The organism is Acinetobacter sp. YH12145 (assembly GCF_013418335.1).
Classification (GTDB): domain Bacteria; phylum Pseudomonadota; class Gammaproteobacteria; order Pseudomonadales; family Moraxellaceae; genus Acinetobacter; species Acinetobacter amyesii.
In genome coordinates this window covers 100,756-113,987 of sequence record NZ_VPCE01000012.1, presented here as the reverse complement: position 1 = coordinate 113,987, position 13,232 = coordinate 100,756, and the positions used below count along the sequence as shown (strand labels likewise).

10 protein-coding genes are annotated in these 13,232 nt (G+C 42.8%); 6 read left to right on the top strand and 4 right to left on the bottom strand.

Going from position 1 to position 13,232, the window contains the following annotated elements; translation table 11 throughout:
• Positions 1–65: 65 nt before the first annotated feature.
• The 3 genes from FTU80_RS12680 to FTU80_RS12670 all read right to left on the bottom strand — a co-directional run bounded on the left by FTU80_RS12680 (position 66) and on the right by FTU80_RS12670 (position 3,938).
• The gene (locus FTU80_RS12680; protein WP_180085425.1) at positions 66–404 is read right to left on the bottom strand and encodes a hypothetical protein; all 339 of its coding nucleotides are present in this window, start codon (positions 402–404) and stop codon (positions 66–68) included.
• A gap of 184 nt (positions 405–588) precedes the next feature.
• Positions 589–2,721 (bottom strand): 3-hydroxyacyl-CoA dehydrogenase NAD-binding domain-containing protein, encoded by a 2,133-nt coding sequence (locus tag FTU80_RS12675; protein ID WP_180085423.1) that lies wholly within the window; start codon positions 2,719–2,721, stop codon positions 589–591.
• A gap of 11 nt (positions 2,722–2,732) precedes the next feature.
• Positions 2,733–3,938: an acetyl-CoA C-acetyltransferase gene (locus FTU80_RS12670; protein ID WP_180085421.1), complete on the bottom strand. Its 1,206-nt coding sequence runs from the start codon at positions 3,936–3,938 to the stop codon at positions 2,733–2,735.
• Between the two features lie 38 nt (positions 3,939–3,976).
• On the opposite strand from FTU80_RS12670, the gene FTU80_RS16445 reads away from it, so the two are divergent.
• Positions 3,977–4,414, top strand: a complete 438-nt coding sequence (locus tag FTU80_RS16445; RefSeq protein ID WP_257221513.1) for a hypothetical protein — start codon at positions 3,977–3,979, stop codon at positions 4,412–4,414.
• A gap of 50 nt (positions 4,415–4,464) precedes the next feature.
• On the opposite strand, the gene FTU80_RS12660 is transcribed toward FTU80_RS16445, so the two are convergent.
• A complete protein-coding gene (locus FTU80_RS12660) occupies positions 4,465–5,475 on the bottom strand; it encodes an AraC family transcriptional regulator (protein WP_078190094.1) in 1,011 nt (336 codons plus the stop codon).
• Positions 5,476–5,685: 210 nt separating this feature from the next.
• On the opposite strand from FTU80_RS12660, the gene FTU80_RS12655 reads away from it, so the two are divergent.
• From FTU80_RS12655 to FTU80_RS12635, 5 genes are all read left to right on the top strand, one after another.
• Positions 5,686–6,807, top strand: a complete 1,122-nt coding sequence (locus tag FTU80_RS12655) for a CaiB/BaiF CoA-transferase family protein (protein WP_180055237.1) — start codon at positions 5,686–5,688, stop codon at positions 6,805–6,807.
• A gap of 216 nt (positions 6,808–7,023) precedes the next feature.
• Entirely contained in the window at positions 7,024–8,262 is a 1,239-nt protein-coding gene (locus FTU80_RS12650) for a carbohydrate porin (RefSeq protein WP_257221519.1), read from the top strand.
• A gap of 170 nt (positions 8,263–8,432) precedes the next feature.
• Positions 8,433–10,838, top strand: coding sequence for a glucose/quinate/shikimate family membrane-bound PQQ-dependent dehydrogenase (locus FTU80_RS12645; protein WP_180085419.1), 2,406 nt, complete (start codon positions 8,433–8,435; stop codon positions 10,836–10,838).
• A 265-nt stretch (positions 10,839–11,103) separates the two neighbouring features.
• A complete protein-coding gene (locus tag FTU80_RS12640; protein ID WP_078190090.1) occupies positions 11,104–12,747 on the top strand; it encodes a nitrite/sulfite reductase in 1,644 nt (547 codons plus the stop codon).
• Positions 12,740–13,225, top strand: coding sequence for a DUF934 domain-containing protein (locus FTU80_RS12635; RefSeq protein ID WP_180085417.1), 486 nt, complete (start codon positions 12,740–12,742; stop codon positions 13,223–13,225). Before FTU80_RS12640 ends, FTU80_RS12635 begins: the two co-directional genes overlap by 8 nt.
• Positions 13,226–13,232: the final 7 nt, after the last annotated feature.

Below are 13,232 nucleotides of genomic sequence, written 5' to 3'. Positions count from 1 at the left end.
GGACATCTATAAATAAAAAAACGCTTAATATTTTAAGCGTTTTTTTATATAGATGAGGTCAAAGCTTAGTGACTATGATCATTCGATGCAGTAGGTTCAGGGCTCATGTCATCCATATGTGCATGTTGTTCTTCAGTCATCTGCATATCTGCTGCAGTCGGCGCAGAAGCTTCACGAGCTGCTTGATCAGCTTGCGCCTTTTTCAATGCTTCTTCTGACATCACAGGGGCATTTTTAAATGCATGCTGTTGAGTATTGTCTTTTTTCTGTTGGCTCGGCATATAGTCTGGTTCATTGGTCACAGCAAGCCAGAAAATACCCATGAATAGCGCACCTAAAATACAGAAGATAATCAGTGCCTTCCAGCCCCACGGTGATTTTTCAGGAGAAGTATGATCAGTCATAACAAGCTACTCAATCGGATAAAAAGAAATCAAAAAACTTGTTACTTTATAACATAAAACAGATGAGAGTTCGCGTAAATTCTAGACTTGTTTGCAAACACGCGACTGAGAAGGAAAATAAAAAGGAGCCGAAGCTCCTTTTGATGTGATTGAACAGCAAAATTTGCATGCTCAAAATGAATAATTAAATCTGCTCAGCTTTCGCCATTTTGTCTTTCAGCAATTGCGGTGCTTTGAAGCGTTCGCCATATTTTGCTTCTAGTGTATTGGCACGAAGTAACGCTTTTTCCAAACCATATTGATTTAAAAATTGAAGTGCACCACCTGTCCAAGGGGCAAAACCAATCCCGAAGATTGAACCGACATTGCCATCGACTGTCGACTGCAAAACACCTTCTTCTAGGCAGCGTAAGGTATCAAGTGACTGTACAAACAGGAAGCGGTCTATCATTTCCTGTTCAGAAATAGCATTATCATTCTGCCATTTGCTCAAGCCATCCCAGAGGTGCTTTTTACCGCCTTCAGGATATTCATAAAAACCTGCGCCGGCAGCTTTACCTTTACGTCCGAACTCATGAATCATTGTCTGAATCACCTCATCCGCACCTGAACGTGGTAGGTCTTTGCCTTCGGCTTGCAAGGCTTTACGTGTCTCGGCCGCAACATGCTCAGACAGCGTTAAAGACACTTCATCTTGAATAGCCAATGGGCCTACAGGCATGCCAGCTTTCAGCGCTGCCATTTCAATGCGGGCAGGGTGTACGCCTTCAGCCAATAGACGTAAACCTTCTTGTACAAAAGTGCCAAAGACACGGCTGGTAAAGAACCCGCGACTGTCATTGACTACAATAGGCGTTTTACCAATTTGCTGCACAAAGTCAAAGGCTTTAGCCAAAGTGTCTGCTGATGTATTTTTGCCTTTAATGATTTCGACCAATTGCATTTTGTCGACAGGGCTAAAGAAATGCAGCCCGATAAATTTTGCTTGATCTTGAGATGCATTCGCCAAGCCTGAAATCGGCAATGTAGAAGTATTGGACGCAAAAATACCACTCTCTGCCAGATAGGCTTCTGCTTCTTGTGTCACTTTGGCTTTCAATTCGACATTTTCAAATACAGCTTCAATGATCAAGTCGCAGCCTTGTAAATCTGCCGCATTTGCAGTGGCATGTATCAGGCCTAAGACTTGATCACGTTTTTCTGCACTTAAACGGCCTTGAGTTACTTTTTTATCCAGCAGTTTTTGGCTATAGGCTTTGCCTTTTTCAGCAGCTTCTACAGAAACATCTTTGAGTACAACTGCAATGCCTTTTGATGCTGTGGCATAAGCGATGCCTGCACCCATCATGCCTGCGCCTAAAATACCAACTTTGGTGGCTTGCCATTTCGCGACGTCTTTTGGACGACTTGCACCAGACTTAATAGCGTTGAGACCATGCCAGAAGGTGCCGATCATATTTTTAGAAATTTGACCGGTTGCAAGGTAAGTAAAGTAACGTGATTCAATCGTGAGCGCCGTATCAACATCGACCTGAGCGCCTTCAACAGCAGCCGACATAATGGCTTCAGGCGCAGGGTAACAGCCCTTGGTTTTGTCACGTAGCATAGCGGGGGCAATGGCGAGCATTTGCGCCACAGCAGGAGTCGATGGCGTACCGCCCGGAATTTTATAGCCTTTTACATCAAAGGGCTGCTGTGATTTTGGATTGGCTTTCACCCACGCAATGGCTTTGTCCATCAGGTCTTCAAGGCTATCAGCAGTGTCTTGAATCAGTCCCAATGATTTGGCTTTTTCGACACCAATTTGTTTGCCTTCCATCAAGAGCGGAAATGCATTTTGCAGACCCAATAAACGGACCATGCGTACAATACCGCCACCGCCTGGCAGTAAGCCTAAAGTTACTTCAGGTAAGCCAAATTTTGCCTTAGCATCATTCAGTGCGATTCGATAATGACAGCCAAGAGCTAACTCCCAACCACCGCCAAGCGCCGTGCCATTTAAAGCTGCAACAACAGGAATGCCACGGGTTTCGATATAACGCAGTTTGGCTTTCATCTCTTCAATCATATTGAAGAATTCAGTTGCATGCTCAGGTGTAGCTTGAATCAGTTCGTCTAAGTCGCCGCCGGCAAAGAAGGTTTTTTTTGCGGAACGGAAAATAATCCCTGCAATATTTTCATCTGCTTGCAGTTTGTCTACCGTTTCAGCCAGTGCCGTGCGGAAGTCTGCATTCATTGTGTTTGCGGATTGGTTTGGAGAATCTAAAGTTAAAATGACGATATTGTCGGCATTTTTTTCAAATTGAATTGCGCTCATTTTTATTCTCCTTATACCAACTCAATAATCGTTGCGATGCCCATACCGCCACCCACGCAAAGTGTTGCTAAGCCGCGTTTTTTACCTTGGCGTTCTAGTTCATCCATCAGGGTGCCTAAAATCATGGCGCCTGTTGCACCCAGCGGATGTCCTAATGCAATTGCACCGCCATTCACATTGACTTTGGTAGGATCAACCTTGAGTTCGGTAATAAAACGCATCACGACTGCTGCAAAAGCTTCGTTCACTTCAAATAGGTCAATATCATCAATGGTTAAGCCAGCTTTAGCTAAGGCTTTACGTGCAGCAGGTGCAGGGCCAGTCAGCATAATGGTTGGGTCTGCACCCACCAATGCAGTGGCAAGCACTTTGGCACGCGGTTTTAGGGCTTGTTCTTTGATCGCTTTTTCAGAGGCAAGCAATACTACGGCAGCACCATCAACGATGCCCGATGAGTTCCCCGCATGGTGTACATGGTTGACTGCGCCGACTTCAGGATATTTTTGCAAGGCGATGGCATCAAAGCCCATTTGCCCCATCATGGCAAAACTTGGGTTGAGTTTGCCCAAGCCTTCTGCTGTGGTCGTTGGTTTAATAAATTCATCTTTGGCTAAAACTGTCACGCCTGCTTTGTCTTTAACAGGAACGACAGATTGGTCAAAATAACCATTGGCTTGAGCTGCTGCGGCTTTTTGCTGAGAGTTGGCTGCAAAGGCATCCACATCTGCTCGGCTGTAACCGTCAATGGTGGCAATTAAATCGGCTCCAATGCCTTGTGGAATAAAATCACAGGCCATATTGGTTTCAGGGTCAAGCGCCCAAGGACCGCCATCTGAGCCCATCGGCACACGAGACATCGACTCTACACCGCCAGCCACCACAAGGTCTTCCCAGCCAGAGCGGACCTTTTGCGCAGCCATATTGACTGCTTCTAAACCTGAGGCGCAAAAACGGTTGATCTGAACGCCTGCAACATCATTATCCCAACCGGCTGCAATGGCTGCGGTTTTGGCAATGTCCGCACCTTGGTCACCAATGGGGGTCACGCAGCCCAGTACAATGTCGTCTACTGCAGCGGTGTCAAATTGATGTCGGTTTTGTAATTCGTTCAATAAACCGGTCAGTAGGCTAATCGGTTTAACGGCATGTAGTGAACCGTCTTTTTTTCCTTTGCCGCGCGGTGTGCGAATGGCATCAATGATGTAAGCCTCGCTCATAATCCTGTCCCTATGATCTATAAATTTTTATTGGTTTTTTGAGTGTACGGATTAATCAAGCCAGTGCAATGATGAGAACGGGTGAGTCGTTTGATATTTTTGGTCAACGCTTGCTGCTGAATAAGATAAAAATCAACCTGCATATTGAAAGCGAGGATCGGCTAAGATCAGTTGCTATCGATTCAGTACAAATTGAAGATCAGCTTATGCATAAAAATGTGAAGCGAGTGTTGAAAGGTCTGGCTTGGCTAGTACTAGTAGGCTGCTTAGGTTTTGTATGCATGATCGGTTTTTATGTTTATATGATCTATGGCATTCATCCCTCAGATGAGGGGACGGGCGGTTTAGCCTGTGAGTATGATCGAAATGATCATGTGACCAAGGCAGAAATGTATCGGATACAGGATGGCAAACGCGTGATCACGCCCGTCGATCCATTGCTTTGTCAAAAACAACGTGCAGATTTTCCGAAATAAAAAAACCTGATCTCGATCAGGTTTTAGAGAATGCTATTTTTGAATATTGCTTAATGATAACCATGTAATTGGCGATATAGGCCTGGTGTTACACCGGTCCACTTTTTAAATGCACGGTGGAAAGTACTGGTTTCACTAAAGCCGACTTGCTGTGCAACATCTTCAAGCGTTAAGTCTGGATTAAGCAATAAGTGAATTGCAGCATCTCGACGTAAAGCATCTTTTACACCTTGGTAGCTCTTACCTTCAGCGGCTAAACGACGACGTAGTGTTTGCGGCGATAGATACAGCATTGAAGCAACATCGTTCAAGGTTGGCATTTCTTCGCCAATTTGACTCTTCAGCACATCACGGATACGAGATGTTAATGAATTGGTATTTTTAAATTTAACCAATAACTGTGCAGGAGCCGCTTTTAAGAATTCTTCAAGCGTTTCTTCGTTTTGACGAATGGGTAAATCTAAATAATCCGCTGCAAATGTAATTTCAGTTCGTGGTGTATCAAACTGCATGACAGGTGCAAAAAACAAGGCATCATATTCGTCAGCATGTTCAGGACGTTCATAACCGAAGTGAACACGCTCTAAAGGCAGACGACGTTCAATCAACCAAGAAGCGAGACCATGCCAAATCATCAGCATACTTTCTGTAATGAAATGGTCTGGGTCCATAGATTTTGGAATTTGAGGAACTAAACGTGCTTCGTGCTTATCACGTTCTAGTGTCACCGACCATTCATCACCAAACAGTTTGTAGAACTGCGAAGACAATTCGAGTGCATCACCGAGGGTTTTTGCATGAATAATCAATTGGCACATAATGGCAAAAGTACCCAAGCGGCGCGGTTGAATATCAAAACCGACATGTTCGTCTTGAGTCACCATCCACAACATTTTAATAAAACGTGTGTATTGTTCAGGTGAAATACGCGCTTTGGGTTGGCGTAGAAGTTCAGCCTCAATGCCAACATGAGACAATAAAGTTTCGACATCCATGCCGAGACGTTTCACACCAGTTAAGGCTGCGTTGACGAAATGGATACTGATCGTATCACGACTCATGTTTAATCCTTCAGTCTCTTTAATGTTCACAAATGTTTGACCTAAATGACGCTAAAAAAAGAAATCATGGCAATTTACAACAGCGGTTTTGCCATTTTTACATGGTAAATTGCCGAAACTATCAAGGTAAATGGCTGAACATGACATTGTTTTAATCATTTTATATTTCTACCATGGATAAAAAATCTACACAATTAGAGAAAAATATCCATGGAAGCTGCTTTAAAAGGATTGAAAGTACTCGACTTTTCGACATTACTCCCAGGGCCATTTGCGACCTTGTATTTGGCTGACATGGGTGCGGAAGTTGTGCATATTGAGTCACCGACGCGTCCCGATCTGGTTCGTTTGATGCCACCTTATGCCAATGGGCAAGCCACAGCGCATAGTTATTTAAATCGCAATAAACAATCCATCGCATTAGATTTAAAAGATCCGAAAAGTATTGAATTGATCAAAGCCAAAATTTCAGATTTTGATATTGTGGTAGAACAATTTCGTCCAGGTGTTATGCAACGCTTGGGTTTGGATTATGCAGATTTGGCCGAAATTAATCCGCGACTTATTTACTGCTCGATTACGGGTTATGGTCAAACCGGACATTACAAAGACCGTGCAGGGCATGACATCAATTACTTGGCTTTATCAGGCATTTCAGGTCATAGCGGACGCCAAGATAGTGGCCCGCCACCGATGGGGATTCAAATTGCCGATGTAGCAGGTGGATCAATGCATGCGATTACTGGCATCTTAGCTGCGGTGATTGAGCGTTACCGGAGCGGCTTAGGACAATATATTGATATTTCCATGACCGATTGCGCTGTCGCATTGAACAATATGGCTGCAGCTGGCGTATTGGCTGCCAATGCGGTAACCGCGGCAGAGACGGCACATCTGAATGGCGGAAGTTTCTATGACTATTATCGAACCCAAGATGGTCGCTATCTGTCTATAGGTGGTTTGGAGCCACAGTTTTTACATGGATTGGCGCAAATTCTAGATTTACCCGCTTTAGCAACGCAAGGCATGTCATTTGATCCGCAAGACCAGACTGAAATTAAGCATGCAATTGCCCGAAAAATACTAACCAAAACATGGGCTGAGTGGAAAAAGATTTTTGCCTCTCAAGATGTCTGTGTGGAACCAGTTTTAAGTTTGGACGAAGCTCTAAATTCACAATTGGCCCAAGAGCGGCATTGGTGTGTTGAAGTTCCGCTACAAGAAGGCGACACAATGACACAAACTCAACTGGCATGTCCGATTAAATTTTCTAGATCAGCATTGATTTATACCCATGTGGGTAAAACTTTAGGTGCGGATAATTGGTTATGAATGGTATAAAAAAAAGTGATAAGTTAAACAATAAAACCTTTAAAATCTCTTAATTAGATAAACATCTATGTAAATATTGAGAGTTGTTAACAAAAAAATAAATAAATTATACAAATGTGAGAGTATTATATGAACTATTAACACAATTGGTATATAGGTCTCCAAATGAAAATAGCTGTGAGTAAACTTGGATCTTTATATCTTAGCCTCGGAATAATGCTTGCGGGTTCAGCAACCCAAGCGGCAACTACTGCAGATGCTTTCAGTTCTGAAAGCCCATGGATGTTCGGTGATTGGAACGGTCAACGAACAGCTCTCCAACAGAAAGGTTACGATTTTAGTTTTAGTTATGGTGGCGAATTAGCCACTTTGTTAGATGCAAAGCATGCTTCTGGCCATGGCACTGAATATGCGGACCAATTCGCGATCGGGGCACATCTCGATTTAGAAAAAATTGCGGGTTGGAAAGATACCGAAGCGCAAATCAATATCACTGAACGTAATGGTCGTTCATTGTCTCAAACTTCAGATGCATTAAATGGTCATTTAAGTGCAACACAAGAAGTGTGGGGTCGTGGTCAAACTTGGCGTTTGACTGATTTTTGGATCAAGAAAAAATTCTTAGACCAAAAATTAGATATTAAAGTCGGTCGTTTTGGTGAAGGTGAAGATTTCAACAGCTTTGACTGTGACTTTCAAAACTTAGCACTTTGTGGTTCACAAGTGGGTAACTGGGTCGGTGACCAATGGTACAACTGGCCAGTCAGCCAATGGGCTGCTCGCGTGAAATATAACATTCAGCCTGAACTCTATGCACAAGTCGGGGTTTATGAATACAACCCTGAAAATCTAAAACGTGGTAAAGGTTGGAACTTGAGTACCGATGGTTCAAAAGGTGCGATTATTCCTGCTGAAGTAGTGTGGACTCCAAAAGTGGGGACACAAAAGCTTCCGGGTGAATACCGTGCAGGTTACTACTACAGTACCGCTGATGCCGATGTCATTGATAGCCCAATAAATGAAAAAGATCACCATCAAGGTGGTTGGATTGTGGCGAAACAGCAACTGACAGCACACAAAGACGATGCTTCACGTGGCTTAAGCGGTTTTGTGAATGTCACCGTGCATGACTCAGACACCAATAATGTGAGTGATATGCAAAACATTGGCTTGGTCTACAAAGGTGCATTCGATGCACGTCCTCAGGATGAAATTGCGATTGGTTTAGGTCGTATCAGCATTAATGATGATGTGAATGATGCCAATATTGCCAATAACAGCGTTGATGCACGCGGTCTACAAAGTGAAGAGTATGACGCAGAAATTTACTACGGTATTCATGCAGCAAACTGGCTGACTATTCGTCCAAATATTCAATATATCCGTCACGTCGGTGCTTACAAAAATGGTGAGAATGCGTGGGTCGGCGGTATCAAATTTCAAACAGCATTTTAATTGATGTCAAATTAGAGTTCTTATAAAAGCAATTCGGTAATTCTGAGAAAAATTACGATATTTTCCCTTGAATTGTTTTTGTAACAACTTCTCTTTGCGACATAAAAACGGTGGTGTGTTGAATGTGTTTCACGCACCAAATACAACATTCGACAATAGAGGTGGTCAACATGAGCAACCCATCTACTGGAACTGGGATGCGAACATTTACCGTCGTTGTGATGGCAATTTTCGCCTTAGTTCTATTGATTGGTGGTATCTGGCTGGCAGTCCTTGGCGGTTCTTGGTACTACATTATCGCCGGCCTGTTAATGCTGGCTTCAGCAATATACTTAAGAAAAATTCAAAACAGTTCTTTATACATTTATGCAGCGTTGATGCTGGGTACAGTGATTTGGGGACTTTGGGAGGCAGGTTCTGACTTTTGGGCACTTGCACCGCGTTTTGATATTTTAGGCTTATTGGGCCTTTGGTTACTGATTCCTGCCGTGACACGCGGTATGGAAAATGGCAAAACTGCGAAAATTACATTATCAGGCACACTGGTGATTGCGATTATCGTGATGATCTATTCAATTTTTAATGATCCGCAAGAAATTCACGGTGAGATTAAAAATGCACAACCTCAAACAGCCAAAGCGATTGAGGGTATTGCTCCTGAAGATTGGCCTGCCTATGGTCGTACACAAGGAGGTGTACGTTATTCTCCACTCACCCAAATCAATAGCGACAACGTTAAAGATTTAGAAGTAGCATGGACTTTCCGTACAGGTGAGTTACCAACAGAAAATGACTCAGGTGAAACCACAAACCAAGTCACTCCGATTAAAGTCGGCAATGACATGTTTATGTGTACAACTCACCAACGTTTAATTGCACTTGATCCTGCGACAGGTAAACAAAAATGGGCATTCGATCCTAAACTTAAAGCGGACAATACCTATCAACATTTAACATGTCGTGGTGTGTCTTATTTTGACGCAGCAAATACCACTCAGTTTGCAAAAAGCTTAGAGAACAAACGCTCGACTTCAACTGAATGTCCGCGCAAAGTGATCTTGCCTGTAAATGATGGTCGTTTGGTTGCAGTCAATGCTGACACAGGTAAAGCATGTAGTGATTTTGGTCATAACGGCGAAGTCGATCTACAAAAAGATATGCCTTATCCGTATCCGGGTGGTTATATCCCAACTTCACCTCCAGTGGTTACTGGCACAACCATTGTGATTGGCGGTTCAACTACCGATAACTTCTCGACTAAAGAGCCATCTGGTGTCATCCGTGGTTATGATGTCAATACCGGTGAATTATTGTGGATCTTTGATACAGGGGCGGAAGATCCAAATGCCATGCCAGGCGAAGGTCAAAAATACTCTGTAGCCTCACCGAATGCATGGGCACCTTTAGCATATGACGAAAAACTTGACATCGTTTATGTGCCAACAGGTGTAGGCACACCAGACATTTTTGGTGGTCACCGTACGCCATTAGATGAACGCTATGCAAACTCAATGTTGGCATTAAATGCATCAACAGGTAAATTAATTTGGAATTTCCAAACCACGCATCATGATTTGTGGGATATGGATGTACCATCACAACCTTCATTGGCAGATATCAAAGATAAATCAGGTAATACTGTTCCTGCGATCTATGTCTTAACCAAAACAGGTAATGCATTCGTCCTTGACCGTCGTACCGGTAAAGCGATTGTGCCAATCACTGAAAAAGCGGTTCCACAAACTGTAAAACGTGGTCCACAAACTAAAGGTGAGCATTATTCTGCAACTCAACCGTTCTCTGATTTTGATTTAGCACCAAAAGATAAATTGACTGATAAACAAATGTGGGGTGCCACTATGTTTGACCAGTTGATGTGTCGTGTGTATTTCAAATCATTAAACTACGACGGTATTTATACACCACCATCTGAAAATGGCACATTGGTATTCCCTGGTAACCTTGGGGTATTCGAATGGGGTGGTATGTCGGTGAACCAAGACCGTCAAGTTGCTGTGATGAACCCAATTGGCTTGCCATTTGTCACTAAGTTGATTCCTACAGATCCAAACCGTGAGCAAACTGCGAAAGGTGCGGGTACTGAACAAGGCGTGCAACCGATGTATGGCGTACCTTATGGGGTGGAAATCAAAGCATTCTTGTCACCACTTGGCTTACCTTGTAAACAACCTTCATGGGGCTTTACTGCGGGTGTAGATTTAAATACACATGAAGTGGTCTGGAAAAAACGTATTGGTACAATTCGTGACAGTTTACCGAAATTGTTCCAATTACCTGCTGTGAAAATTGGTGTACCGGGTCTTGGTGGATCAATCTCGACTGCTGGTAATGTCATGTTTGTAGGCGCAACACAAGATAACTATATCCGTGCAATCAATGTAACGAATGGTGATACTTTGTGGGAAGGTCGTCTACCAGCAGGTGGTCAAGCGACTCCAATGACTTATGAAGCAAATGGTAAACAATATGTTGTGATCATGGCTGGTGGTCATGGTTCATTTGGTACAAAACTTGGTGATTACCTTGTTGCGTATGCTTTACCAGATAAAAAATAAGTGATTTTACATCGCTAAATAAAAAGCCCGATTTATCGGGCTTTTTATTGGCTTAAATTCTTTATGTAAATTTATGCTAAGTAATGGAGAAATAATTCAATATATTAATAAATAAAAAGTAAATGACCGGAATCCGCTATATCAGTGAAATTGCGACAGTCTTATCAATAAAATCGCTATTAAATATGTAAAAAACGCATTTTCTTGATAGATAAAATCTCGTTATGCTGTGCATTGTTATAATAGAAATTACTAGCTGTACGCCATGTATTTATATACTGATTTTGACCAGCAACTGGTTAATGAACGTGTTGCACAGTTCCGTGATCAAACGGAACGTTATTTAGCAGGTAAATTGACGGAAGATGAATACCGTCCACTGCGTCTTCAAAACGGCCTTTATGTACAGCGTTATGCACCGATGCTACGTATTGCAGTACCTTATGGCCTGATGAATTCTAAACAATTACGTAAAATTGCGTCATTGGCTCAGGACTATGACCGTGGTTATGCGCACGTATCTACTCGTCAAAACATTCAGTTTAACTGGCCTGCACTAGAAAATGTGCCTGATATGTTACAAGAGCTCGCATCTGTTCAAATGCATGCGATTCAAACTTCGGGTAACTGTATTCGTAACACAACTACTGACCAATATGCAGGTGTGGTTGCGGGTGAAATTGCTGACCCACGCCCAACGTGTGAATTGATTCGTCAATGGTCAACTTTCCACCCAGAATTCGCTTTCTTGCCACGTAAGTTCAAGATTGCAGTTTCAGCACTGGAAGAAACTGATCGTGCGGCAACGTCTTTCCATGATATCGGTGTGTATATCGTGAAAAATGAAGCAGGCGAGATTGGCTATAAAATCAAAGTTGGTGGTGGTTTAGGCCGTACACCAGTGATTGGTAGCTTTATTCGTGACTTCTTGCCACGTGAAGATTTGATTGCTTATTTAGAAGCGGTACTTCGTGTATACAACTTACACGGTCGTCGTGATAACAAATATAAAGCACGTATCAAAATTTTGGTGAAAGCATTAACACCAGAAGTATTTGCAGAGAAAGTGGAAGCTGAATTTGCACATACCATCAAAACTTTAAAAATTGATGCTGATACCTTGGCGAAAATGGATGAGAACTTCACACCATTTGATTACCAAGATTATGCGGATGAAGATTTTGCAGAGCAATTTGCCGCAGAGCCGAAATTTAAACAATGGTTCAACATCAACACCAATGCACATAAAGTCAAAGGTTACCGCATCGTTACGATTTCTTTGAAACGTGCGGGTATTGCACCGGGCGATATGACTGTTGAAGAAATGAACCTGATTGCTGACTTGGCTGACAAATATACCTTTGGTGAGTTCCGTACCACACATGAGCAAAACATTGCGCTTGTGGATGTACCGCAAAAAGATTTGTTTGATCTATGGAAAATCCTTGATCAACACAATCTTGCACGTGCGCATATTGGGTTCTTAACCGACATCATTTGCTGCCCAGGTGGTGATTTCTGTTCATTGGCAAATGCGAAATCGATTCCAATTTCTGAAGCGATCTCTCGTCGTTTTGATGACTTAGATACCATTTACAATTTAGGTAAATTGGATCTGAACATCTCTGGTTGTATGAATGCGTGTGGTCACCACCATGTGGGTAACATCGGTATCTTAGGTGTAGACAAAAAGGGTGCTGAGTTCTATCAAATCACTTTGGGTGGTAATGCCGACCATGATGCATCGATTGGTGACATCTTAGGCCCATCATTTGCAGCCGAAGTTGTACCAGACATCATCGAAGAAATCTTAAATACTTATCTAGACCTTCGTGCAGAAGGCGAAGAGTTTATTGATACTTACCGCCGTGTTGGCATCCAACCATTTAAGGAGCGTGCATATGCTTAATACAGCACTACAAGTCCTCTCTAAAGATGGCTCGATTGCAGACAATACTTACCAAGTCATTGGTGAAGATGGTGTGTTGCCACAAGGTGACGTGGTTTTAACAGTTGAGCAGTTAGATCAACTTGCGAATGTAACTGGTAAAAAAGCACTTTTCGTCACGGTTGATGCTTCACCTGAAACCAATGAATTCCCGCTTGATCAGTTAGATGCAATCTTTATCGAGTTTGCTGGTTTTAACGATGGTCGTGGCTATTCATTTGCTGCATTGTTACGTCGCCAAGGTTTTCAAGGCGAGCTACGTGCAACAGGTGATGTATTCAAAGATGTGTTGAACTACATGAAGCGTTCAGGTTTCGATACTTTTGTAGTGAAAGAAGGTAAAGATATTGCTGAAGCTGCTGCTGGTTTAGGTGATTTTACCAATCCATATCAAGCTTCAACTGCAGTGCCGCAAGCGCATTATCAAACTGGTGCTTAAGTGCCTT